Here is a 24,090-nt window from a genome sequence, read left to right as displayed (position 1 = left end):
CCTCATTCGCGTATTGCCTTTTGCCGCTATTTTTATAAAATGGGGAGGAAACGTTCCTCGAAGAACGAAAGGACTGTAGCTTCGATGCGCAGATACCGTCTTCTGACGTCTTTTCTCGTCTGCCTCTTTCTTGTGGCCGGCATTTTCTCCTTCGAGGCCGAAGCCGGCCCCGAGGACTCCGGCTTTTCGCTTCTGCAGGGGGCCGAAGAAATGGTTTTGGCCCCATCGGCGCCCCTCCGGAACCCGGGAAAGGACATCCTCTTCGAGCCCGTCTCCGGTGGCGTCATCAAAATGGGGTCCTTCAACAATTCGCGCTGGTTCCGAATCTCCATGAAAGACCTGATCCAAGGGCTCGAAAAGCTGCCCTCCTATCCGGAGGAGGAGGGCATCCTGATGTTCGCCAACCCTCACGTCACCCACGTGGACTGCTTCATCCCCGAGACGCCGACCAAATACGCGCGCTACACCTTCGGAAACGCCTCGGGAAACGTTCTTCACTTTCTTTACACCCGTTATCCGGTCCTCTGGATGCCGTCCCTGAAAAATTTCATGGAGGACGGCTACGTCTACCTGAACGTGCGGTCGGATTACCCCGTATCCGCCCAGCTCTATCTGCTGGCCCCGCGCACCTTCATCCGCTTCTTCTTCCGTTCCCTGATCATCCAGCTCGGGTTCCTCGGGATCATGATCTCCTTCACGGTCACCTATTTCCTGTTCTACATGATGACGGGGGAAAAGGTGTACCGGACCTTCATGCTGATCCAGCTGGGCATGACCCTGCTCATCTCCGCCTTCAACGGGCACCTTCACGCCTATCTGAAGCTGCCGATGCCGGTCTCCACGTTCATGACCTGGGGCGCCTTCGGCCTGATGAACATCGTCGGGACCCGCTTCTTTCTCGGAGAGCTTCAGGACAGGCCCCGAGCCCATCGGCTGTACCGGCCGGCCCTCTACTTCCAGTCCGCCATGGCCCCGGCCGTGCTCGTCCTCGCCATGAGCGACCGTTTTTTCTGGGTTTTTCTCGGGGCCCTGACGGCGTTCAGCCTGAGCTTCGCGGGTTCGCTGCTCCTGTTCGTCTCCCAGCTCCGCAAAAAGACACCCCCTCGGGCTCTGGCCCTTTATGCAGGGGCACACACCACCTTTTTTCTCGGCATCGGGGGGATGTTCGCGTGCACGTACTACGCCCCCCACTACTTCACCCGCCTGTCCTATCCGGACCTCATCTACATGGTCCTTCTGGTGATCTCCCCGTTCCTGCTCGTCTGGCTGCTGCTCTCCGGCAGCCGGGTCCGTTTCGACAGCTACAACCTTCTGAAGGCCCAGAGCTCGCACTATCGGGAGCTCAGCCAGAGGGACGGCCTGACGGGGCTGTACAACCGGTCGTACCTGGAGCACGTCCTGGAGGAGAGCGTCAAACAGGCCCGGAAGACGGGCAAGGCCCTCGCCTTCATCATGCTGGACATCGACCACTTCAAGCGCTACAACGACACCTGGGGGCACCAGGAGGGCGACCGGGCCCTCACCCTGGTCGCCAGGGTCATCCGGGACTCCCTCAGGGAGCAGGACGTCGCCGCGCGTTACGGGGGCGAGGAGTTCAGCGTCATCCTGTCCGGCGCGAGCCTGCCCATCGCCTGCATCGTCGCGGAACGCATCCGCCTCAGCTGCGAGGAGCACTCCAGCACCCTGGGCGCGGACAAGACCCTGACCGTCTCCCTGGGCATCTCCCTGTTCCACCCCGGAGACACCCCCGAAACCTTGATCAGGCGTGCCGACGACGCCCTCTACCGGGCAAAGAAAGAGGGGCGCAACCGAATGGAGCTGGAATCCGGCTACGCCCCCTGCTGAGGCCCAAACAAGCCCAAACAAGAGGAGAGCTCCCTGAGGAACGCGTTCGCCGCATTCCTCAGGGAGCTCTCCTCTTGAAAGTTCAGCTGTCCCGGGGCTGCCTCCACGGGACCGACGGGCAGTGCGGGACGATGTCCACCCCCTCGATGCGCTTTACGACCGCCCGGATCTCCTCCCCGCCGATGACCTCCTTCTCCTGAAGGATGCGGGCCACCTCGTGCAGTACGGCCTCGTGCTCGCGGAGGACCGTTCCCGCTCTTTCCTGAGCCTCGGTCACGAGCGCGCGGATCTCCCCGTCGATCGCGGCGACCGTCTCGGGGCCCAGGTCGGTCCGGCTGCCCGAGGCGCTCCTCAGGTAGGTCGCGGCGGAGCCGGCGTAGCGGACCGGCCCCAGGCGCTCCGACATGCCGAACTCGGTCACCATCCTCCGCGCCAGGTCCGTAACGCGCTCCAGATCGTTGGAGGCGCCCGTCGAGGGCTCCCCGAAGACGAACAGCTCGGCGGCCCGGCCGCCCAGCATGACGGCCATGCGCGACTTCAGCTCCATCTCCCCGATCAGGTACTGGTCCTCGGTGGGCATCTGCATCGTGTAGCCCAGCGCGCCCTTTGCGGTCGGGATGATGCTGACCTTGTGCACCGGGTCCGTGCAGGGCAGGTAGCAGGCCACCAGGGCGTGGCCGATCTCGTGGTAGGCCACCTTCCGCCTCACGTCGGGGGTCAGCGGCGTCTTGCGCTGGAGGCCGGCCACCACCCGCTCGATGGCGAGGTCGAAATCCGCCATCGCGACGGTCTCGGCCTTGCGCCTCACCGCCAGCAGCGACGCCTCGTTGGCGATGTTGGCCAGGTCCGCCCCGGAGAACCCCGGGGTGACCTTCGCGATCGCCGCCAGGTCCACGTCGGGGTCCAGGGGCATGGACGCCGTATGGATCGCGAGGATCTCCCTGCGCCCCTCCTCCGTCGGCAGCACCACCTGGATCTGCCGGTCGAAGCGCCCCGGACGCAGCAGCGCCGGGTCCAGGATCTCCGGCCGGTTCGTCGCCGCCATGATGACGACGCCCGTGTTGGGGGTGAAGCCGTCCATCTCCGCCAGGAGCTGGTTCAGCGTGTTCTCCTGCTCGCTGTTCGTCCCCATGACGCCCGCACGCGCGCGGGACTGTCCGATGGCGTCGATCTCATCGATGAAGATGATGCAGGGCGCCTTCTTCTTGGCCTGCTCGAACAGGTCGCGCACCCGCGCCGCCCCCACGCCGACGAACATCTCGACGAAACTCGATCCCGTGATGTAGAAGAAGGGCACCCCCGCCTCGCCCGCCGTCGCCCGCGCCAGCATGGTCTTGCCCGTGCCGGGGGGCCCCACCAGGAGGATCCCCTTGGGCAGCTTCGCCCCGAACCGGTTGAAGCGCTCGGGCTCCTTCAGGAACTCGATGATCTCGCGGAGCTCGACCTCCGCCTCCCCCACGCCTCCGACGTCGGCGAAGCGCACCCCGGTCATCTCGCCCTGAAGCTCCTGGGCCTTGCTGCGCCCCAGGGACATGACGCTTCCCCCGCCGCCCTGCATCCGCCTGAAGATGAAGTACCAGATCAGGGCCAGGGGCAGGAAGGGAAGCAGGATGCTGAAGAGCGTGTCCAGCAGGCTCTGGGTCTGGGCGACGCCGCCGAAGGCGACGTCGGCGCTCGCCAGCCGCTCGACCAGCAGAACGTCCGGCACCCGGACCACGCTCCGCACGGGCGAGGCCCTTCGGACCCCGTCGTCACTCGCCGGCTTCAGGGAGTAGACCACGCGGTCGTCGGCCAGGCTGACGTCGGCGATGGCGCCCCTCTCGAGATCCGACAGAAAGGTGCTGTACGGCACCTCGGTCTGGCTCGCGATATAGGGTTTGTAGACGAGATCCCCGAAGAGCCACACCACCAGGAGCGTCAGCAGAAAATACCCGGCGGAGAACTTCTGTCCCTTGTTCATTCCCTCATTCCTTTCGCGTCTAAAGTCGGGCGCTTCGGCTCAGCGCTCTGCGCCCCTCGTTCCTTCGGGCATGCCCCTTGATCCTCTCGAACTCCTCGGCCAGACGCGCCCGCTCCGCGGCCGGGGCCCCCAGGCGGACGAGAAGCGCATCCAGCCGATCCTCCAGCTGGGCCACCTCCATGGGGGACGGCGGCATCGTGCGCCCGATCCGCTTGAAGCCGTTGAGCGCCTCGTCCGCGAGGAAGAGCCCCAGCTCCGTCAGAATTTCGCCGGACTCCGGACGCTCCTCGACGAACGGCTCCTCCTCGTCGCGCATCCCGCGGTCCCCCGCCAGGGAGAAGAACAGAAACATCGCGGACAGGGCCACAAACGCCCCTCCGGCCGCCGCCCTGTCGAGGTAGAAGAGGTGCCCGGCCTCGGCGCCGCAGAGCATCCCCGCACCGAACAAAATCCATCGCATCGCCCTGTCGCGCCTCATCGGCATCCTCCCCCGGCCCCCGCGCGTCCCGATCCCCGGAAGCTCATCGCGCCAGGAAGAGCCCCCGGCCGGGCCGGGCTGGGAACGTTCCCGACCGGTAGACGCACTCCCCACGGGAATACGTCTCCCGGACCCGGCCCCGCACCGTACGGCCCTCGTAGGGCGAGAAATCGCAGCTCGAATGCAGGCCCTCCGCGGAGACCGTCCACTCCTCCGTCGGGTCCAGCACCGCGATGTCCGCATCGGCCCCCGGCAGCAGGCTGCCCTTGCGCGGCCAGAGCCCGTAACGACGGGCAGCCGCGGCCGCCGTCCGCTCCGCCAGATCCGAGAGGGAGAAACGCCCCCCCAGCACCCCCTCGGAGTAGGCCAGCGGCAGCATCAGCTCGACGCTCCCCATCCCGTAGGGCAGGCGGTCGAACGTCCCCCTCCACTCCTTCTGGGCGCAGGTGAAGGGGCAGTGGTCGGTGGACAGAAAATCCACGTCCCCCGATCCCAGCGCGCCCCACAGGGCCTCCCGGTCCCCGTCCTTCCGTAGCGCCGGAGACGCCGAGTAGAACCGCGCGTCCTCGCGTCCGTAGACCGCATCCGTCAGCAGCAGGTAGTGCGGACAGGTCTCCGCGGTGATGTCCGCGCCGTCCCGCCGTGCCTCCAGCACCTCCTCCAGCCCCAGTGCGGAGCTCAGGTGCATGATGTGGACCCTGGCCCCGGCACGGCGCGCCAGCCAGGCCACCTCGCGCACCGCCGAGGCCTCGCAGAGGTCGGGGCGCGAGAGCCCGAGCGCCGTCATGCAGCCCTTCTCCCCGTCCCCCATCAGTTCCAGGCGCGCCTGAATCAGGCTCTCGTCCTCCGCGTGGACGGAGGCGACGGCGTCCAGCTCCGCCAGGACCTTCATGGACTCGAAAAGGGGGCCGTTCCCGGTCCTGCGGCCCGACGCCGCGTAGGCCGTGAAGAACTTGAAACTGCGCACGCCCCGCTCCGCGACCTCGCGCATCTCGACGAGGCGCGCAGGCGTCCAGCCCACCACCTCGGCGTGGAGCCCGTAATCGACGATCGAGGCCGCCGCCGCCTCCAACCGGGCGGTCAGGTCGTCCGTCATCGACGTCTCGCGGCTGCCCACGGTAAAATCCAGAATCGTGGTGACACCCCCGGCGGCCGCGGCGCGCGTGCCCGTCAGGAAGTCGTCGCAGGAGCGCGTACCCCCGACGGGGAGCTCCATATGGACGTGGGGATCGACGGCGCCGGGCAGCACCAACATCCCGGACACGTCGACCGTCTCGGCCGCCGCTCCGGCGAGATCGGCTCCCAGCGCGGCGACCCGCCCGTCCCTGACGGCCAGATCCCCGGCGAACACGTCGTCGGGCAGCACCAGCATGCCATTTTTCAAAACAAGGTCGTACATCGTAAACTCCTCCAGATTCGACTCGCCATCCACGCATCCGCCTGTGTTATGCTAGGGCGCAGGGCGGAGGGCCGAACGCCTTCGCCACTACGAAGAGGCGGGACATCGAAAGATGGGCGAAAACACGACAGCGACGCGGGAGTTCCCGAAGGACTCCCTTCTGATCGTCGGCAACGCGCAGGTATCCGGGGACAACCCCATCAGCCATCGCTACAACGGCTTCTTCATCACCTTCATCCTCTCCGCCGCTGGCACGGTCCTGGAGTGCAGCTCGTCCGTGGTGCTCCCCCTGACCGACCGCTTCATCCGGGACCTCTTCATCGGGCGTTCCCTGACCGGGGACGAGCCGCTGATTCTGGCCGACCTCGAGGCCCGCTACCACGGTTCCTCCCGAAAGGCGATCGTCGTGTGCTACAAGGACGCCCTGAAAAAGTTCCGGGAGCTCGGGCGGGGGGCACGGAAGGATGGGCTTCCCTCTACAGGAACAGCAGCAGGCTGACCGCCATGACCGCCATCCCGACGATCAGGCCGTAGATCGAGACGTGGTGCTCCCCGTACTTGCGGGCCGAGGGCAGGAGCTGATCCACGGAGATGAACACCATGATGCCCGCCACCCCCGCAAAGATCAGGCCAAAGAGCACCCCGTTCAGGAACGGGGCCAGCACCAGCCACGCCAGGAGCGCCCCGAGGGGCTCCGCCAGGCCCGACAGGAAGGACAGGCGGAAGGCCCGGGCGCGGCTTCCCGTGGCGTAGTAGACCGGCACCGATACGGCTATCCCCTCCGGAATATTGTGAATCGCGATGGCCAGGGCGATGGGCACGGCCAGGTGCGGATCGTGCAGCCCCGCCATGAAGGTGGCGATGCCCTCGGGGAAGTTGTGGATCGCGATGGCCAGAGCCGTCAACATCCCCATACGCATCAGGGCCCGCTCCCGCCCCTTCTCCGCGGCCGCTCCCTGGATCTCCTCCACACGATGCAGTTCGTGCGGGTTCTCGTAGGAGGGCACGAACTTGTCGATCAGCATCACGACCACCATGCCGCAGAAAAAGGCGACCACCGACAGCCAGGCTCCCGTCCTCTCCCCGACGACCTCCGCCAGGGCCGCCTGCGCCTTGGTCAGGATCTCCGTCATGGATACGTAGATCATCACCCCGGCGGAGAACCCCAGGGAGAACGCCAGAAAACGCGTGTTGGTCCTGCGTGCGAAAAAGGCGATGGCGCTGCCTATACCCGTGGAGAGCCCCGCGAACAGGGTCAGCCCAAAGGCGAAAAACACGTTGCCTAGATTTGTCGTCTCCATCTCTTCGATCCATCCTTTCCGATGCGGCTGCCGCTTTCTTTATGATACAATACCCGCCCCTCCCCAATAAGAGGTCCGACGCCCCCACAGCAGGAAAACATTGTTCCCCCGAGGGGATTTTTAACGTAAGTATTTCACTCAAAAATATATTTGAATATCCCCGGGGCTATTGATACTATAATTTGCAACTCATATTTTCATTTTCACAAGGAGGTCTTTCATTCGCATGGTTGAACTGCAAAGGAGAAAAGGACTGCTCTACCGTTTTCTGGACGCCGTCGAGCGCGGGGGCAACAGGCTGCCCGACCCGGTGACGATCTTCGTCATCCTGACCCTGTTCGTGATGGTGCTCTCGGCCATCTGCGCCCACTTCGGGCTCTCGGTGACCTACGAAGGGGTCGACCGGGCGTCCAACAACGAGATCAAGATGCTGACCGTGAAGGCCGTGTCCCTGCTGACGGCCGACGGCCTGCGCGGCTTCTACACCAGCATGGTCAAGAACTTCACGGGCTACGCGCCCCTGGGGACCGTCCTGGTGGCCCTGATCGGAGTGGGCCTGGCCGACGGATCGGGGCTCCTCTCCGCACTCATCCGCAAGATGGTCCTGAGCACGCCCAAGCGGCTCGTCACCCTGATCATGGTCTTCGCGGGCGTCATGTCCAACATTGCGTCCGACGCCGGCTACGTGGTTCTGGTGCCCCTCGGAGCGATCGTCTTCATGAACTTCGGGCGCCATCCCCTGGCCGGCATGGCAGCAGCCTTCGCGGGCGTCTCCGGAGGCTTCTCCGCCAACCTCCTGATCGGCACCATCGATCCCCTTCTGGGAGGGATCTCCACCGAGGCCGCACGGCTGCTGAGCCCCGATTACGTGGTCCACGCCACCGCCAACTGGTACTTCATGATCGCCTCCACCCTCCTGATCACCCTCATCGGAACCTTCATCACGGAGAAGATCGTCGAGCCCAGGCTGGGCGAGTACAAGGGAGATTCCGTCGACATCTCCGCCGCCATCACCGAGTCGGAGAAGAAGGGCCTGCGCTACGCCGGCATCACGATGCTGGTCTTCATCGCGCTCACCCTGCTGGCGACCGTCCCGTCCTGGGGACTCCTCAGGGACCCCAAGACCGGCGACCTTCTGCGCAGCCCCTTCATGACCGGCCTGGTCTCCTTCATCATGTTCTTCTTCCTCGTGCCGGGCCTCGCCTACGGCATCGGGAGCGGCAGCATCTGCAGCGACAAGCAGGCCGTGGCGATGATCGGCAAGAGCATGTCCACGATGGGCGGCTACCTGGTGCTGGCCTTCGCCGCCGCGCAGTTCCTCTACGTCTTCAACGTCTCCAAGCTCGGCACCATCCTGGCGGTCGAGGGCGCGATCTTCCTGAAGGCCATCAACTTCACGGGGACCCCCCTGGTCATCGCCTTCATCCTGATCTCCGCCTTCATCAACCTTTTCATGGGCTCCGCCTCGGCCAAGTGGTCCATCATGGCGCCGGTCTTCGTCCCCATGTTCATGGGCATCGGCTTCTCGCCCGAGTTCACCCAGTGCATCTACCGCATCGGGGACTCCAGCACCAACATCATCACCCCCCTGATGACCTACTTCGCCTTCATCGTGGCCTGCGTCCAGAAGTACGACAAGGACGCGGGGATCGGCACCCTGATCTCCATGATGCTGCCCTACTCCGTCTGCTTCCTCATCGCCTGGTCGACGCTCATGGCCGTCTGGTTCGGCTTCGACCTGCCCCTGGGCCCCGGCGTGGGGATCTTCCTCAAGTAGCCGCTCGATCCACGACCCCACACGAAACGGGGACGCCCCACGGGGCGTCCCCGTTCGCGTCCGGGGCGCCAACGTCAAGGGGAGGCAGCCCCCGAGCCACCGCTCATTCGTGGGGCATCAGGCGCTTACCGACCTCGAAGCTCGAACCCAGACGCGGCCCGAGGTCGTAATAGCCGTCCCCGGGCATATAGACCAGCGCCTCAAGCGCATTCGGATCCAGCCGGCCCCGCGCGTCGAGCACCGACTCCTCGGCGGAGCAGGAGACGATCTCCCCCACGAACAGGTCGTGCGACCCGACGGTGAAGGTGTGCAGCAGCCGGCACTCGAGACAGACGGGAAACTCCGCCACCAAGGGAAGCCCCAGCTCGGGGCCGGACTCGACCGTCAGGCCCGCCGCGGCGAACTTGTCGCAGCTGCGCCCGGACGCGATGCCGCAGAAATCCGTCTGGTCCATGTAACGCTTCGAGGGAACGCAGACGCTGAAGGCCCCCCGGCCGACGATGGCGGCGTGACTGTAGCGGCTGGGGCGAAGCGAGACCTGGACCGCGGGCGGTTCCGAGCAGCAGATGCCGACCCAGGCCAGAGTGACGAGGTTGGGGCGCCCCTCCCCGTCCGTCGTCCCCACCAGCACGACGGGCGTGGGAAAACCGACCGTTCTGGGACCGATGTTCTTCTTCATGACGAGACCTCCCAAGGATCAAAAATCCGGGGGCTTCCCCCCGCCCGGGGCCGGAGGCCCCGGAACGCGATCATTTCGAATTCAGCAAACGCTCCGTGACCGCGACCATCGCACGCACGCCCGGCACGATGCTGCGCTCGTCCAGATCGAACCGCCCGTTGTGGTGCGGCGCGGCGATGTCCGAGCCCAGAGCCATGTACGTGGCCTGGCCCCCGCCCTCCTGAACGCGGCGCATCATCCAGGTCGCGTCCTCGCTGCCCCCGCCCCGAACGGTCTCGACGACCTCCTCGAAGCAGTTCAGGGCGCGCACGGCCTCCCCGGCCAAGGACACGAGTTCCGCGTCCCCGCAGGCCGTGGTTCCGGCACCGGTCCTCTCCAGCTCGACCGTCGTCCCGTACATGGCCGCCGCACCGTTCAGGACCTCGACTGCGCGTTCGTAGACGTAGTCGGCGATCTCCTGGTTCTCGCCCCGGGTCTCCACCTTCATCGTGGCGCTGCCGGCGATGACGTTGCGGCCCGTCCCGGCGTTCAGGACCCCGACGTTGACCCGCATCGCCCCGTCCCGGTGCGGCGCGATGGCATGGAGCCCCAACGCCGCAGCAGCCGCGGCCAGCAGGGCGTTGCGCCCCTCGTGCGGCGCGCCCGCCGCGTGGGCCGGACGGCCCGTGAAGTGCGCGTCGAACTTCGTCGTGCTCAGGTACCCCAGCGAGTTCAGCCCGAACGTCCCGGACGGCACCCCGCCGCCGATGTGCATGGCCAGGAAGTAGTCCGAGCCGTCGACGACGCCCTTCTGCACCATGGCGTAGGCCCCTCGGCATCCCTCCTCGCCCGGCTGGAAGATCAGCCGCACGGTCCCGTTCAGCAGCCCTTCCCTGGCGATCAGCACCTCCGCGACCCCAAGACCGATCGCCGTGTGGGCGTCGTGACCGCAGGCGTGCATGAGGTGGGGATTGACGCTGGCGAAGTTCTCCCGCCTCGGACGATGGTCGGGCGATTCGTCCTCGTCCACGTCGACGCAGTCCATGTCGAACCGCAGCGACACGACCGGACCGGGGCGGCCGGTCTCCAGCACCGCGACGACCCCCGGATAGCGCCCCATCGCCTCGATCCAGCCGACGTTGCCGCCCTGCGTGACCGCGCGCCCGATGTGGCGGTCGATCTCCTCCTCCGAGGGACGTCCCATGACGGCGTCGACCTCCACGGTCTCCAGACCGACCGCCGGCTTGTAGCCCAGACGCTCCAGGCGCTCCGCAACCAGCGAGGACGTCCGGAACTCCGTCCAGGCCGCCTCGGGATATCGATGCAGATCGCGCCGCAGGGCGATCAGGTCCTGTTCCAGCCTCCTCCAATCCATTACGCCACCACCTCCCTTCCCTACTTTAACACGACACCGCCGATTCCGTCCCGACGTTTCTCCTCCGGCAACCGCTTTTCAAAAGTCAGGAAGACCTGCAACCCGATTTTTACTCAAAAGCCCCTGATAGATTCTCCGCTTGACAAAAAATTGCCTCTTTATAAACTATTGGCCATGAGCCGGCTTTTGGCTAAATCGATGGCGAAGTGCGGCTCAGCACTCCTGAAGGAGGGGGATCGTGCCGTTCGGGCTTCCGGGGCGACGCCGGGGTGGAAAGCGCGTGACCGTTTTTCCCTCAGGAGAAGACATTTCACAGGAGGAACCACAACAATGAAGAAGAATTTGGCTGTGTACGCATGTGCGGCTCTTTTGGCGTTTTCGCTGCTTCTGACGCTCGGCGGCTGCGGAGGCGGTGGCGGAGGAGGAGAAGGAAATCGGCCTTCCCCCAATCAACCCTCCCAGCCCGGACAGACACCTCCGCCCTCCCCCAATCAGCCCTCCCAGCCCGGGCAGACGCCTCCGCCCTCCACCAACCCCGGAGCGGTGCAGCTGAAGGACTTCGAGGGGAACTGGAAGATCAACATGGCCTCGCTGCGCGGACAGACCAAGGACAAGTCGACCGAAATGCAACGCTATCCGCTGAAACCGCTGATCGAGGGCATGGACTATCATCTGAAGATCGAGGTCGGTGCGGGGGCAAGCCCGTCCCTTCTCGTCTCCGGAACGAACAGCTGGACGGCGCCCACCGCAGGGGCGGGGCATACCTTCACCACCGCGGAGCCCGAGACGATCCGGGCGCCCGGCTACAAGCTGAGGGGGAACGAGCTGGAGATCGACTATCCCCGCGGCCGCAAGCAGGAGTACGACCTCAGGCTGTCGGCGGACAAGAAGAGCGTCCGCGTCAAGGAGGACGGAGAGTACTCGATCGGCGGAGTGTGGTACGAGTACGAGCTGGAGTACGACGCCTACATCAACTGACGTTCCCCGGGGCCGCCCCATGGCCCCCTGTCGCCGCTCCGAACGGCAAAGGGAACGGCCAACCCGAAGGGAGCCCGACGCTGCAAAGCCCCGCGTCGGGCTCCCTTCGTTTTTCTCCGTCCCCCTTCACGGCCTGCCGGCCTTCACTCCGTGCGCAGGGCGTCGATCGGGTCGAGGTTCGACGCCTTCCAGGCGGGCCAGAACCCGAAGAACACCCCCACGGCCGCGGAGAACCCCACGGCCACCAACACCGACTCGGCGGTGATGATCGTCGGCCACTCCAGGAGCTCCGTGACGGCCCGCGAGACGCCGACGCCCCCAACGATCCCGATCCCCCCACCCAGCAGCGAGAGCACCACGGCCTCGGTCAGGAACTGCATGCGTACATCCGAGGGCCGGGCGCCGACGGCCATGCGGATCCCGATCTCCCGCGTGCGCTCGCTCACCGAGACCAGCATGATGTTCATGATCCCGATCCCGCCGACCAGCAGCGAGATCGAGGCGACCGTCCCCAGCAACAGCCCCATGACGCGCGTGGAGCTCGCGGCGTTCTCCAGGATCTGCGTCATGTCCCGGATGTCGAAGTCGTCCTCCCCGCCCTCGGGGATGCGGTGCCTCTGACGAAGGATCGACCGCACCTCCTGCTGGACGGCCTCCATGGACTCCCGGCTCGCCGCCTGGACGGTGATCCTCCGAACGGAGCCGCGCGTTCCGAAGCGAAAGAGGTTTCTCTGGGCCGTGGTGATGGGCACCACGACGAAGTCGTCCTGATCGCTGCCCCAGGGGCTCGGTCCCTTGGGCGCCAGGACCCCCATCACACGAAAGGGCACCCTGCGGATGCGAACGACGGCATCCACGGGATCGGCGCCGCCGAAGAGGTTCCGCGCGACGGTGGCTCCGAGGAGGCAGACCTTGGCCGCGGCCCGCACGTCCGAGTCCGAGAAGGGCTGCCCGGCGGACACGCGCCACTCCCGAACCGTCGTGAGGTCGGGGGTGCTGCCCAGGGTCATGGTGTTCCAGTTGCTGTTTCCGTAGACGACCTGTCCCGCCCCGTACACCTCCGGGACCACCCTCGCGATCAGCACGCCCTCGTCCATCAGCGCCTGGGCGTCCTGCAGCGTCAGAGAGGCCCCCGTCCCTGCGGCATGACGGGCACCGCCGGACCGCGGCGCGCCGGGAAACACCAGGAGCAGGTTCGAGCCGACGCCCGATATGAACTGCTCCATCCGGGACGCGGCGCCGCGCCCGATGGCCACCATCGTGATTACGGCACCGACCCCGATGATGATGCCCAGCATGGTGAGCAGCGAGCGGGTGCGGTTGGCCAGAAGCGACCGCAGCGCGGTTTTGACGATCTCGAACAAGGGCTTCCCTCCTGACGCGCGGGGTGAACGCGGCCTCATCGCGCCCCAAAAGTATACGCGATGGCTCCTCGGATGGAAACGGCGGCGAACGCGCGCTTTTCCTCAGCCACAAAACACCCGAAATCGCGTCCGGGTCGTCAAAAAGCCTCCGTTCTTGCTATAATGAAGGCGCTAGGCATCAAAACAGACCCGAGAGGGAGGCAAATGACATGAGCTTGGAGAGCCATACGTACAAACCCGCGTGGAGAAGTTTCTATCTGCATATCGCCGCAATGATCGCCTGCCTGGTCCTGGTGATCCTGATATCGGTCAAGGTGACCCTGACCCCGACCTATCAAAAGGTCCTGTGGTGGTTCCTGGGTTTGTTCGTCCTCGCCGCCCTCCTGGACATGGCCGTCAAGCGCCTCTCCACCACGCTGATCGTGCGCCCGGACGAGGTCGCGCTGGAGAAGGGCATCCTGAAGCGGGAATCCATAGAGATCGGAGCCCGCAGCATCCGAACGGTCCAGGTGACCCAGGGAATCGTGCAGCGTATGCTGAACATCGGGGACATCTCCATCGCCTCCTCGGGAACCGACAACTACGAGATCCGCATCGCCAACATGCCCTCCCCGCACGAGATCCGGAACCAGATCCAGGACCGCGAGCGCGCCGAGGACAAGCAGGCGGACGCCAACAAGGCCGAAGCCTGATCGGCAAATCGGGCCGCGAACCGACGCACACAACACAAACAACACAAAAAGAGTTCCTTCGTCCCGGGCGAAGGAACTCTTTTTGTGTTCGCCGCTGTGGGGCGGGCTTTCAGGTTTCGGGAGCTCATCGAGGGGCGGACCATTGGTCCAAAGAGGCCTCCACGATCGCCCGGACGAGCTCGGGAAAGCTCAGGCCGGCCGCCCCGGCCGCCTTGGGGACCAGGCTCGTGCCAGTCATCCCGGGCGCGGTGTTGACCTCCAGGATGAAGGGCACTCCTTCCTCCGAGAGACGGAAATCGGCCCGGCTGTAGGCCCGGCAACCCAGCACCCGATGGGCCGCAAGCGCGGCGGCCTCGACACGGCGCAGCACCTCGGGCTCCAGGGGGGCGGGGACGCGGTAGTCGGTCGCCCCCTCGGTGTACTTGTTGGCGTAGTCGTAGAACCCCCGGCGCGGGACGATCTCGACTACCGGCAGCACGGCCGCCGTCCCGCCCCGCTCCAGAACCGCGGCGGTCAGCTCGCGGCCCGCCACGTAGGACTCCACCAGGACCTCGGGCCCATAGCGGCGCGCGTACTCGACCGCCCCCCCAAAGTCGCCCTCCGACGCCGACCGGAGGATCGTCACCCCGACGGTGCTGCCGCCCGAACAGGGCTTCACGACCAGGTCTTCGCCCAGTGAGCCGACGACACTCCGAAAGTCCGCGGGCTCGCCCGGGGCGAGCAACATCCCCCTCGGGACTGTCAGCCCCGCCCGGACAAACCGCTCGAGCGACCGGCCCTTGTGCATGGCGAGGGCACAGGCCGAGGGGCCCGACCCCGTGTAGGGAAGCCCGATCTCCTCCAGGACCGCCTGAAGCGTCCCGTCCTCGCCCCAATCTCCATGCATCGCGACGAAGGCGACGTCGAAGCGCCCGGCAAGCGCATTCGCCCCATCGAGGCTTTGCAGATCGATCGTCTCCGCCTCGAGCCCCGCGGAACGCAGTGCCGCACACACCGCCGCCCCGCTGTTCAGGGAGACCTCCCGCTCCGCGCCGTCCCCGCCGCAGAGCACGGCAACCTTTCCGACGGACATCGCCGCTACTTCTTCCGGCTGTACGGCGTCCCCTCGAGCGGAAGGCTGTCCCGGAACCTGCCGTCCCACCGCTGATAGGCCAGGGCCAGGGTCGGCGCCGGCGGGACCAGAACGACCTCGCCCACCCCCTTGGCCCCATAGGCGCCCGCGCCCTGCGGATCCTTGCAGTCCAGGAGGATGCACTCGATCGGCGGGACGTCCGGGGCGCGGAACATCCCGAGCGTCCCCAGCCGTGCGCGCGGAATACCGCCCTCGAGGCGCAGGTCCTCGGTCAGCGCATAGCCCAGCCCCATCACGACGCCGCCCTCGATCTGCCCCTCCACGCTGTTCAGGTTGATGACCTGCCCCACATCGTGGCAGGCGACGTACTTCTCCAACCGGCCGTCCTCATCAAGGATGCAGACGTGGACCCCGAAGCTGTAGGCCGCGTGGCTGACCGGGTTCGGCTTGTCCGAGCCCATCGGGTCCGTTACGAACAGGAACTCGTCGTAGAACTCCCGCCCCTCCAGTCGGGCAATGTCGCCCCCCTCCTCCTTCAGGGCCTCCATAAACTTCATGCAGACCCGCCGCGTCGCCTCGCCCGTGAACAGGGTCTGGCGCGAGGCCGTCGAGGTCCCGCTGTCCGGCGTCAGGGCGGTGTCGGGCTCGTTGAAGGCGATCCGGTTCACGGGAAGCCCCGTGGTGAAGGACGCGATCTGCACCATCGTCGTCGCCACGCCCTGCCCCATGCAGGCCGCGCTGGTAAAGAGCCGGATGCCGCCGTCACGGACCACGAGGCGCATCCGCCCCGTGTCGGGGACGCCGACCCCCAGGCCGCTGTTCTTCCAGGCGCAGGCCAGGCCGGCGCGGGGCGATGAATCGAAATGCGGCTTGACGGCCTTCAGGCACTCGCGGATCCCCGTGTTCGGAGCCGCGATCTGGCCGTTGCCCAGCACGTCGCCCGGCTCCACGACGTTGCGGTCCCGGATCTCCCAGTACGAGAGGCCGGCCTTCTCCGCCAGCAGGTTCAGCGTGGACTCCACCGCGAAGGCGGACTGGGTGACGCCGAACCCGCGGAACGCCCCGCTCGGCGGGTTGTTGGTGTAGACGTTCGTCCCCTCGATGTCCACGTTCGGGACGCGGTAGGGCCCCGTGGCGTGGGTGCAGGCGCGCTGCATCACGGGGCCGCCCAGGGACGTGTAGGCGCCCGTGTCCCCCCGGATCCGGATCCTCATGGCCGTGATGCGCCCCTCCGCGTCGCAGCCGGCGGTGTAGTCCATGAACATCGGGTGCCGCTTGGGATGCACGATCATGCTCTCCTGGCGGGAGAGGGACACCTGGACCGGCCGCTTGACGTGCCACGCCAGAAGCGCGGCGTGGTGCTGGACGGACATGTCCTCCTTGCCGCCGAACCCGCCGCCGACCAGCGCCGAGATCACGCGAACCTGCCCCTCCCCGCAGCCCAGCATCCGCGTCACCTCACGGTACTCGTCGTAGACGCTCTGCCCGGACGTGCGCAGCACCAGCCTTCCGCCCTCATCGGGGTAGGCCAGAGCGGTCTCCGGCTCCAGAAAGGCATGCTCCCCGACAGGAGAGCTGTAGGAGTGGCTCACCACATGCGCGGACTCCGCCAGGGCCCTGTCCACATCGCCCCGCTTGACGACCGCATTGACCTTCACGAGATTGCCGAAGGGATGGATGGGCTCCGCGTCAGGGGCCAGGGACTCCTCGATGGTGAGCATGGGCTTCAGGACCTCGCTCTCCACCCGGATCAGCGCCAGGGCCTCCTTCAGCGCCTTCTTGCCGGTTGCGGCGACCAGGGCCAGAGCGTCGCCCGCGTATCGGGTCACCTCGCCCGGCGCGATCAGCACCGGCCAGTCGTGCACGATGTGCCCGATGTACCGCTCGCCCGGCACGTCCTTGGCCGTCAGCACGGCCACGACGCCCGGATGCGCCTCCGCGGCGCTCGTGTCGATGCTCAGGATCCGCTCGCGCGGCGTCTTGGGGCGCAGCGCGGCGCCGTAGAGCATCCCCGGCATCTTGAGGTCCTCGACGTACTTGCCCGTGCCCAGGACCTTCTCGCGGGCGTCGAGGCGCGGCATCCGCTCGCTCAGCGCATAGGGACGGCCGTAGGGGTCCCGCGGAGGGACAAAATCGGGGTCGCGCAGGGCCTCCGCGGCCATCGCCACGGCCCTCTCGATCTTCGCGTACCCCGTGCAGCGGCAGAGGTTCCCCTTGATCGCCTCCTTGATCTCCGGCACGGTCGGGCTCGGGTTGGCGTCCAAAAGGCCCTTTGCGCTCATCACCATGCCGGGGATGCAGAAGCCGCACTGCACCGCCCCCGCGGCCCCGAAGGCCCAGGCGTAGATCTCCCGTTCGCGGCCGGAGAGCCCCTCGACCGTCACCACCGTCCTGCCGTCCAATCGGGAGACCTTCTGGACACAGGCACGTGCCGTGCGTCCGTCGATCAGGACCGTACAGGCTCCGCAGGCCCCCTCGGCACAGCCGTTCTTCACGGACGTGATGTCGGCCGTGTCGCGCAGGTAATCCAGCAGCGATCCGTCCTCTTCAATATCATGGACCTTGCCGTTGATCGTCAGCCGGTACATGCACCATCCCCCCCTCTCCTCAATCGTAAACCAGGCCTCTCCCCTCCGAAGGACGGAGCGAGGTTCTGCTCCATATATTCCGATGCTCAGTCCGATACCAAATCATGCCCAATCAATTCGACGATAAAATCGACAGCAGATCTTTGAGTTGCGCGTCGACGAACTCAAGTTCTTCGCCGGGCGGCTTTTACGAGCGGGAGCAGACGGACCGCCGACAAGCGAAAGGCGCGTTTTGCGGATCGCACGGGAGCTTCACCGGGCGCATCCACAGCACGCCGGCAAAGGGTCGCGAAGCGGCCGAGACGACAAAAAAACAGCAACCTGCACGGCTGACTTGATGTTGAAATTCAGATATCTATGACCGCCAGATCCTGCTCCTCTCTTGGGAACACGGCATTTGCCAGGATTCCCACGACGCAGACCGCCACGACGGAATCTCGGAAAACATACTGAATCGGCCCAGGAAGGCGGGCCAGCACCGCATCGGGCGCACCACCGAACCCCATTCCCAGCGCCAAGGTTATTCCCAGCACGATGACGTTGCGCTGGCTGAAGCCCGTTTTGGCAATCAGTTTGATGCCGTTGATGGTGATCATCGCGAAGACCATAAGCAACGCCCCACCCAGAACCGGGTTCGGCATCATGGAGAAGAGCGCTCCCACCTTCGGCAGAAACCCTGCAATCACCAAGACGGAGGCTCCCAGGGCGATACAGAATTTGTTGACGACCCCGGTCATTGCCACGATGCCCGCGTTCTGGCCGAACGCGGTGTTCGGCAGCGTATTGAAGGCCGTCGCCAGCATGGATCCGAACGAGTCCGCAAGGATCGCCCCCGCCGTCTCATCCACCGTGGCCTCGCGGTCGAAGGCCGCGACGGTGATGCCCGACGTGTTGCCGATGGTCTCGAGCCCGGAGACCACGTAGAGCGCGGCAAAGCCCAGGACGGCATCCCAATGGAATGCGTACCGGAAACGGAAGGGCAGGGGAATGTCCACCCAAGCGGCATCCAGCAGCGGAGAGAAGTCGAGGGTTCCCATGAAGAACGAGAGAATGTAGCCTACAAGGAGCCCGATCAGGAGCGAAGAGAGCGCCACCATCCCTCTGCCGAACCGCTGACACGCCAGTACCGTCAGAAACACGACCAGCCCGACGCACAGATTGGCCGGACTGCCGTAATCCGGGCTGCCGATCCCGCCGGCCCAGTAGTGCATACCCGTCGTGAGAAGATTGGCACCGATCGCCATCAACACCGCTCCGATAACCAGCGGTGGGAAAAAGCGCTTGAGCGGCTTGATGAAAAAACCCATGAAGAACTCCACCAGACTGCCCAGCAACGCGCCGCCCAGAATGGCGGGGAGCCCGTAGAGCCGGCCGATCGTGACCGACGTGGGAACGAAGGCAAAAGAGGTTCCCATCACGATGGGAAGCTCGGCCCCGATGCGCGGGCGCCCCTGCCTGCGACCAAAGAGGTATATGGGATAGAGCTGCAGAAACGTCGTGACTCCCGAGATCAGCATGGTGCACTGCACCATGATCACCTTGTCCGCACCGCTCATCCCCAGAACGCCCGCCAGGATGAAACAGGGAGCCAGATTCGAGGTGAACATGGCCAAAACATGCTGAAGTCCCAGAGGCAAGGCAAGCTTCAACGGCGGGATGCCGTGAAGCCGGTAGATTGCAGAACGGGGATCTGTGGCGGCATCGGTCCCGTCCGCCGAGACGGTATTCTCGAAATTTCTTTCCGTAGCGCCGTTCATTCCGCATTCCCCCTCCCTCGTCCTCCTCCCCCGGGAGGAGGACAATTTTTAAGGAAGCGTCTCGAAGCCTCGGAAACAACCGCATCGAAGAGCTTGGGCCGGAGCGCAAAACGGCGCCCCGGCTTTTTGAAAGGGAAACGCTCTCAGCGCTCGACGATGTTCTCCGTGTGCTCGGGCATCTTGTCGGCGTACTTCCGGACGTAGAGCCCAGGGACGGCGGCATAGAGCGCCGCGCAGGCCACCAGCTCCTCCTTCCAGGTCACCTCGTTGGGCGCATGGGCCTGGTTCTCGTGCCCCGGCCCGAACCCGATGCAGGGGATCCCGTGCATGCCCATGATGGAGACGCCGTTCGTCGAGAAGGTCCACTTGTCGAGCCGGGCCTTCTTGTTGAAGAGGCTGGAGTACGCCTCCATCAGCGTCTCGCAGACGGGGTGATCCTCCTCGATGACCCAGGTCGGGAAGTAGCAGTCCGTGGGATAGAGCAGCCCCGTCCAGGACGGGCGCTCGTACTTGTACATGCGCACCTCGGCGCCCGCGGCCTCAACCGCGGGAAGCCGGCGGATCTGGTTCATGGCGTACTCCGCCGTCTCGCCGCGCGTCAGGCGCCGGTCGATGGAGATCCGACAGCCGTCGGCCACCGCGCAGCGCGAGGGCGAGGAGAAGAAGATCTCGGACACCGTCAGGCTCCCCTTGCCCAGGAACGCGTCGTCCTTCAGGTTCGGGTGCAGCGCCTTGAGCTCGTTCAGGATCGGCCCCGCCTTGAAGATGGCGTTGTCGCCCCGCTCCGGTGCGGAACCGTGGCAGCTCACGCCCTTGATGACCACCTCGATCTCCATCCGGCCGCGGTGCCCGCGGTAGATGCCGCCGTCCGTCGGCTCGGTGCTGATGACGAACTCCGGGCGCAGCTTGTCCTCCTTGATGATGTACTGCCAGCAGAGGCCGTCGCAGTCCTCCTCCTGGACGGACCCGACCATCACCACGGTGTAGTCGTCCTCGAGCCCCAGGTCCTTGATGATCTTGCCCGCGTAGACCATGGAGGCCATGCCGCCCTCCTGGTCGCTGGCGCCGCGGCCGCCGATCACCTGGTCGTCCTCCATCCCCTCGTAGGGGTCGAACTTCCAGTTGGCGCGCTCGCCCACGCCCACCGTGTCGATGTGCGCGTCCAGCGCGATCAGGTGCTTGCCGTGCCCGATGGTGCCCAGGACGTTGCCCATCGGGTCGATCTCGACCTTGTCGAACCCGACCTTCTCCATCTCCTCCTTGATGCGGTGAATGACGCGCTTCTCGTCGCAGCTCTCGCTGGGGATCGCGATCATGTCCCGCAGGAACTTCGTCATGTCCTTCTCGTACGATTTCGCCTTCTCCAGAATCTTTGCGTAGTCCATAACCCATGCACCTCTTTGCGTATTTTTGTTATATGGGGTTCCGGGGAGCTTGCTCCCCGGACGGGGGACGGGGGCGGCGCCCCCGCGTCGTCATCCGTTACAGCAGCCAGGGGAGCGCGTCCGCCACCCCTTCGTACACCACCCGCATCTCCGCCGCGCGGACCAGCGACCGCTCCCCCTCGAACGGCTTTTTCGCCTTCAGGGACTCCACCGCAAAACCGCGGTCGAAGGTGACCTCCAGGTCCCCGTCCTCGTAGCGGTAGCCGCGGTCCGTGACCGAGAGCCGCATCTCCGCACCGCCCTCGCGGCGCCTCAGGAGCCCGTCCGAGACGCGCCAGACGTTGTCATCCTGCGACGCGAAGTCCTCCTCGTTCAGGCAGATGCGCGGTTTGTCCATATAGGGCCTGCCCTGATGGACGCAGAACGTGGCGCAGTTGCCGCACTCGTTGCAGAAATCCTCGACGTGCAGGATCTGGCGCGGCTGCGTCACGGCAAAGCGCTCGTGGGCGACGATCGCGGGCGCATCCCCGCGCATCGCGACGACCGGGACCTCGAACGCCGCCGGCAGGGCCACGTAGGTGTAGTTGGCGCGGTTGGGGCAGACCTCCACGCACTTGTCGCAGTGCGACGTGCACTGAAGGCAGCGCCTGGCCTCGCTCCGAGCCTCGGCCTCGCCGAGGGTCCGCTCCACCAGCTCGAAGCCCTTGCGATCCGCAACCGGCAGGTGTTCCTCCTTGTGCGGATCGGCCCGGCGGGCCCGGGCCCGCTTGGCCTCCAGGATCTCCTCCCGAGTCAGTCCCGGCAGGCTCGGCAGGGGCGGCAGCTCCACGCCGAGGTCCCGGCAGATGGCCTCCGCCGCCCGGGTGCCGTCGGCACAGGCGCGAATCACGATGTCCGGCCCCGAGATGAGATCCCCGCCCGCGTAGATCCCGCTGCGGCTGGTGCGTCCCTCCCGGGTCGTGATGACGGATCCGTTGCGTCGCAGCGCGACGCGGCCGTCCCCGAACAGTTCCCGGTCGGGGCTCTGCCCGATGGCGATCACGATGGAGTCCGCCTCCAGGATGAACTTCTCCCCCGTCGGCACCGGGGTGGGGCGACCGTCCAGGTCCGCCTCGCCCAGCGCGTTGCGCTCGCACTCGAGCCCCGCGACGCGGCCGTCCCTCACGACGACGCGCACCGGCGAGGCCAGCTCCTCCAGAAGGTTCCCCTCCTCGAACAGCAGGTGACGTTCCTCCTCGATGGCGGGCATCTCCGAACGCGTCCGGCGGTACACCACCGTGACGGGAGCACCGGTCAGGCGCTGTGCGGTCCGCGCCGCATCCATCGCCGTGTTCCCCCCCCCGATGATCAGGGCCTTTTTCCCCAGATTCGGCCGCGAGCCGTCCATGGTGGCCTCGAGCAGTCCCATGGCCGTCCAGACGCCCTCGGCCTCCGCCCCCTCGATTTTGAGCGGCAGATCGTAGGGGAACCCCGTGGCGACGTACACCGCGTCGAACCCCTGCTCCAGCAGCCGCTCCGGCGGTTCCGTCACCCGATGGTTCAGGACGAACGTGACGCCCAGATCCTTCAGGCGCTGCACGTCCTTATCCAGAACGTCGTGGGGCAGGCGGAAGACCGGGGCGATCGCCATCATGCCGCCCACCCGGCTGCGCGCCTCGTAGAGCGTCACCTGAACGCCGGCCAGAGCCAGCCGCATCGCCGCCCCCAGACCGGAGGGACCGCCGCCGATCACGGCGACCTTCCGCGCGCTCCGTTCCACCCGCGGCGTCGCCACCTTGCCGCGTTCCGCGGCAAAACGCTTGAGGGCCCGGATCTCCACGGCCTCGTCGTAGTTCGACCGCGTGCAGCGGGTCTGGCACAGGTGCGTACAGATGTAGCCCGTCAGACCGGGAAGCGGGTTTCGGCGCAGGATCGCGGACAACGCCCCATCGTAGTCGCCGCGCGCGATCAGTCCCACGTACTCCGGCACGTCCTGGCAGACGGCGCACTGCGCCATGCAGGGCGCCGTCACGCAGTCGAAAAAGCCCAGTTCCGACGGGACCTTCGGCGCCCCGGGATAATAGCTCTTCTTGTAGCGCCGGTCGGTCAGGGCGTCCGCCGCGGCCCTCTCCAGGTTTGAGGCCGCGTCGCGCGCGAACTCCCGAAGGTCGGAAGCCCCCTCCTTCTCCATCGCGGCCTTCAGGTTCTCCAGGCACTGTCCCATACGCGCGTAGCCGCCCGGCTTGAGCAGGTCGGACGCCATCGTCACGGTCAGGGCCCCGCAGGAGAAGATGCGGGCGATGTTCTCCGCGTCCGCCCCCGCGGAGTAGGAGACGTTGAGGTCTCCGCCGAACTCCCGGTTCAGGCGGTTCCACAGGTTCATCGAGACGGGGTAGAGCGCGCGGCCGGACATGTACATCTCCTCGCCCGGCATGATGCGGCGGTAATTGTACATCGCCAGCGTGTTGGTGAGCTTGACGCCGAAGAAGCGGCCGTGTTTCGCCGACGCCTCCTTCATCATCCGGATGATCTCCACCGCCTGCGGGTACTTGAGGTCGTGGTCGAAGACGGGATCGGGGATCTGGATGTCCTCGTAGCCCAGGGTCTCGTTCAGGATGGAGCGCACCTCGTCCCGCCCCAGAAGGGTCGGGTTCATCTTGACGAAGAGGTGGAACTTGCGCTCCTCCAGCAGGTAGCGGGCGATCTTGCCGATCTCGTCGGGCGGGCATCCGTGCATGGTCGAGAGCGTGACGCTGTTCACCAGCGCGCTCGGCGCGGTAATGTCCGCGTACTGCGGGAACTCCCGCTTCAGCACGGCGCGGTACTCGGCCAGCTCCTCGGAGGCGTCCAGCATCTTGGCGATGAAGGTCTGCATCCGGGGCTGAAGGATGCCCTCCAGGTTGTAGCCGACGCTCATGTTGAAGATGAGGCCGCCGGCCCCCTCCGACCCCTCCCAGCCCAGAAGGCGCTCCAGGACGGGGATCAGCAGCCAAGCCTTGACGTACTCCCTCACGGACTGCTCCAGCTTCAGCTCCTGCGACCACTCGGCGTTGTAGCCCTCGTCCTCGACGTCGATGCAGGGCCGGCCGAACTCCAGCTCGTCCATGATTTGAACGGTCTTGAGCTCCATGTAGCGGGCTCCGCACAGCCACGAGGCGACGATGTTCTGCGTCAGCTGCGTGTTGGGGCCGGCAGCCGGGCCGATGGGCGAGGATACCGGACCGCCGAAGAGGTCCGGGACGAAGAACCGCTCCCTTCGGGGTTGCCAGAAGAGCGACTTGTGGATCCCGAAGATGGAGTCCTTCTCCCTGTACTCCCTCTCGATCCAGTGCAGCAGCGCGGAAAAACTCTGAGGTCTCATGAAGTGAGACATGCGCACACCCCCTCCTTCAATATCCGTCCCCCCTCGCCCCTCCTGCCGGGCAAAGAGGAATCAAAGCTGCCGAGCACTAAAAACGCCTGCGCCGAAGCGCTTCACGGTC

17 protein-coding genes are annotated in these 24,090 nt (G+C 66.0%); 5 read left to right on the top strand and 12 right to left on the bottom strand.

Going from position 1 to position 24,090, the window contains the following annotated elements; all coding sequences use genetic code 11:
* Positions 1-84: 84 nt before the first annotated feature.
* Complete coding sequence (locus EII26_RS06360; RefSeq protein ID WP_158612185.1) at positions 85-1,845, top strand: GGDEF domain-containing protein; 1,761 nt, start codon at positions 85-87, stop codon at positions 1,843-1,845.
* An 82-nt stretch (positions 1,846-1,927) separates the two neighbouring features.
* Here EII26_RS06360 and ftsH read toward each other — a convergent pair whose 3' ends face one another.
* Genes ftsH through EII26_RS06345 form a run of 3 tightly spaced genes read right to left on the bottom strand, consistent with a single transcriptional unit; the run spans position 1,928 to position 5,682 of the window.
* Positions 1,928-3,805 carry an ATP-dependent zinc metalloprotease FtsH gene (gene ftsH, locus EII26_RS06355; RefSeq protein ID WP_124888312.1) on the bottom strand — a complete coding sequence of 626 codons (1,878 nt, stop codon included), beginning with the start codon at positions 3,803-3,805 and terminating at the stop codon, positions 1,928-1,930.
* Positions 3,806-3,824: 19 nt separating this feature from the next.
* Positions 3,825-4,283 carry a hypothetical protein gene (locus EII26_RS06350; RefSeq protein WP_124888311.1) on the bottom strand — a complete coding sequence of 153 codons (459 nt, stop codon included), beginning with the start codon at positions 4,281-4,283 and terminating at the stop codon, positions 3,825-3,827.
* A 43-nt stretch (positions 4,284-4,326) separates the two neighbouring features.
* On the bottom strand, positions 4,327-5,682 hold the full coding sequence (locus tag EII26_RS06345; protein WP_124888310.1) for a dihydroorotase: 1,356 nt from the start codon (positions 5,680-5,682) through the stop codon (positions 4,327-4,329).
* 112 nt (positions 5,683-5,794) lie between these two features.
* On the opposite strand from EII26_RS06345, the gene EII26_RS06340 reads away from it, so the two are divergent.
* The gene (locus tag EII26_RS06340) at positions 5,795-6,181 is read left to right on the top strand and encodes a DUF3870 domain-containing protein (RefSeq protein ID WP_124888309.1); all 387 of its coding nucleotides are present in this window, start codon (positions 5,795-5,797) and stop codon (positions 6,179-6,181) included.
* Here EII26_RS06340 and zupT read toward each other — a convergent pair.
* Entirely contained in the window at positions 6,159-6,983 is an 825-nt protein-coding gene (gene zupT / locus EII26_RS06335) for a zinc transporter ZupT (RefSeq protein ID WP_124888308.1), read from the bottom strand. The two genes, EII26_RS06340 and zupT, sit on opposite strands and share 23 nt — an antisense overlap.
* Before the next feature lie 226 nt (positions 6,984-7,209).
* On the opposite strand from zupT, the gene EII26_RS06330 reads away from it, so the two are divergent.
* Positions 7,210-8,760 carry an AbgT family transporter gene (locus EII26_RS06330; protein ID WP_124888307.1) on the top strand — a complete coding sequence of 517 codons (1,551 nt, stop codon included), beginning with the start codon at positions 7,210-7,212 and terminating at the stop codon, positions 8,758-8,760.
* A 103-nt stretch (positions 8,761-8,863) separates the two neighbouring features.
* Here the strand turns inward: EII26_RS06330 and EII26_RS06325 are convergent, their stop codons facing one another.
* Complete coding sequence (locus tag EII26_RS06325) at positions 8,864-9,439, bottom strand: flavin reductase family protein (protein WP_124888306.1); 576 nt, start codon at positions 9,437-9,439, stop codon at positions 8,864-8,866.
* 70 nt (positions 9,440-9,509) lie between these two features.
* The gene (locus EII26_RS06320) at positions 9,510-10,793 is read right to left on the bottom strand and encodes an amidohydrolase (RefSeq protein WP_124888305.1); all 1,284 of its coding nucleotides are present in this window, start codon (positions 10,791-10,793) and stop codon (positions 9,510-9,512) included.
* Positions 10,794-11,123: 330 nt separating this feature from the next.
* Between EII26_RS06320 and EII26_RS06315 the strand changes: the two genes are divergently transcribed.
* Complete coding sequence (locus EII26_RS06315) at positions 11,124-11,771, top strand: hypothetical protein (RefSeq protein WP_124888304.1); 648 nt, start codon at positions 11,124-11,126, stop codon at positions 11,769-11,771.
* Between the two features lie 143 nt (positions 11,772-11,914).
* Here EII26_RS06315 and EII26_RS06310 read toward each other — a convergent pair whose 3' ends face one another.
* On the bottom strand, positions 11,915-13,135 hold the full coding sequence (locus EII26_RS06310) for an ABC transporter permease (RefSeq protein WP_233572637.1): 1,221 nt from the start codon (positions 13,133-13,135) through the stop codon (positions 11,915-11,917).
* Positions 13,136-13,344: 209 nt separating this feature from the next.
* Between EII26_RS06310 and EII26_RS06305 the strand changes: the two genes are divergently transcribed.
* On the top strand, positions 13,345-13,827 hold the full coding sequence (locus EII26_RS06305; protein WP_124888302.1) for a PH domain-containing protein: 483 nt from the start codon (positions 13,345-13,347) through the stop codon (positions 13,825-13,827).
* 124 nt (positions 13,828-13,951) lie between these two features.
* On the opposite strand, the gene EII26_RS06300 is transcribed toward EII26_RS06305, so the two are convergent.
* The 5 genes from EII26_RS06300 to ygfK form a co-directional block, all read right to left on the bottom strand.
* Positions 13,952-14,899: a D-alanine--D-alanine ligase gene (locus EII26_RS06300; protein ID WP_124888301.1), complete on the bottom strand. Its 948-nt coding sequence runs from the start codon at positions 14,897-14,899 to the stop codon at positions 13,952-13,954.
* 5 nt (positions 14,900-14,904) lie between these two features.
* On the bottom strand, positions 14,905-17,487 hold the full coding sequence (xdh, locus tag EII26_RS06295) for a selenium-dependent xanthine dehydrogenase (protein WP_124888300.1): 2,583 nt from the start codon (positions 17,485-17,487) through the stop codon (positions 14,905-14,907).
* A gap of 347 nt (positions 17,488-17,834) precedes the next feature.
* Complete coding sequence (locus EII26_RS06290) at positions 17,835-19,244, bottom strand: uracil-xanthine permease family protein (protein WP_124888299.1); 1,410 nt, start codon at positions 19,242-19,244, stop codon at positions 17,835-17,837.
* 143 nt (positions 19,245-19,387) lie between these two features.
* Positions 19,388-20,629, bottom strand: a complete 1,242-nt coding sequence (locus tag EII26_RS06285) for a YgeY family selenium metabolism-linked hydrolase (RefSeq protein ID WP_124888298.1) — start codon at positions 20,627-20,629, stop codon at positions 19,388-19,390.
* A gap of 97 nt (positions 20,630-20,726) precedes the next feature.
* Entirely contained in the window at positions 20,727-23,981 is a 3,255-nt protein-coding gene (gene ygfK, locus EII26_RS06280; RefSeq protein ID WP_124888297.1) for a putative selenate reductase subunit YgfK, read from the bottom strand.
* Positions 23,982-24,090: the final 109 nt, after the last annotated feature.

The sequence above is a fragment of the Fretibacterium sp. OH1220_COT-178 genome, from assembly GCF_003860125.1.
Lineage (GTDB): Bacteria > Synergistota > Synergistia > Synergistales > Aminobacteriaceae > CAJPSE01.
Note: the sequence above shows the minus strand (reverse complement) of the source record. Positions and strands in the feature narration are given on the sequence as shown.

Bases quoted from the DNA above. Each gene is read 5' to 3' on its own strand.
- EII26_RS06360 (WP_158612185.1), top strand. From the start codon at position 85: ATGCGCAGATACCGTCTTCTGACGTCTTTTCTCGTCTGCCTCTTTCTT.
- ftsH (WP_124888312.1), bottom strand. From the start codon at position 3,805: ATGAACAAGGGACAGAAGTTCTCCGCCGGGTATTTTCTGCTGACGCTC.
- EII26_RS06350 (WP_124888311.1), bottom strand. From the start codon at position 4,283: ATGAGGCGCGACAGGGCGATGCGATGGATTTTGTTCGGTGCGGGGATG.
- EII26_RS06345 (WP_124888310.1), bottom strand. From the start codon at position 5,682: ATGTACGACCTTGTTTTGAAAAATGGCATGCTGGTGCTGCCCGACGAC.
- EII26_RS06340 (WP_124888309.1), top strand. From the start codon at position 5,795: ATGGGCGAAAACACGACAGCGACGCGGGAGTTCCCGAAGGACTCCCTT.
- zupT (WP_124888308.1), bottom strand. From the start codon at position 6,983: ATGGAGACGACAAATCTAGGCAACGTGTTTTTCGCCTTTGGGCTGACC.
- EII26_RS06330 (WP_124888307.1), top strand. From the start codon at position 7,210: ATGGTTGAACTGCAAAGGAGAAAAGGACTGCTCTACCGTTTTCTGGAC.
- EII26_RS06325 (WP_124888306.1), bottom strand. From the start codon at position 9,439: ATGAAGAAGAACATCGGTCCCAGAACGGTCGGTTTTCCCACGCCCGTC.
- EII26_RS06320 (WP_124888305.1), bottom strand. From the start codon at position 10,793: ATGGATTGGAGGAGGCTGGAACAGGACCTGATCGCCCTGCGGCGCGAT.
- EII26_RS06315 (WP_124888304.1), top strand. From the start codon at position 11,124: ATGAAGAAGAATTTGGCTGTGTACGCATGTGCGGCTCTTTTGGCGTTT.
- EII26_RS06305 (WP_124888302.1), top strand. From the start codon at position 13,345: ATGAGCTTGGAGAGCCATACGTACAAACCCGCGTGGAGAAGTTTCTAT.
- EII26_RS06300 (WP_124888301.1), bottom strand. From the start codon at position 14,899: ATGTCCGTCGGAAAGGTTGCCGTGCTCTGCGGCGGGGACGGCGCGGAG.
- xdh (WP_124888300.1), bottom strand. From the start codon at position 17,487: ATGTACCGGCTGACGATCAACGGCAAGGTCCATGATATTGAAGAGGAC.
- EII26_RS06290 (WP_124888299.1), bottom strand. From the start codon at position 19,244: ATGAACGGCGCTACGGAAAGAAATTTCGAGAATACCGTCTCGGCGGAC.
- EII26_RS06285 (WP_124888298.1), bottom strand. From the start codon at position 20,629: ATGGACTACGCAAAGATTCTGGAGAAGGCGAAATCGTACGAGAAGGAC.
- ygfK (WP_124888297.1), bottom strand. From the start codon at position 23,981: ATGTCTCACTTCATGAGACCTCAGAGTTTTTCCGCGCTGCTGCACTGG.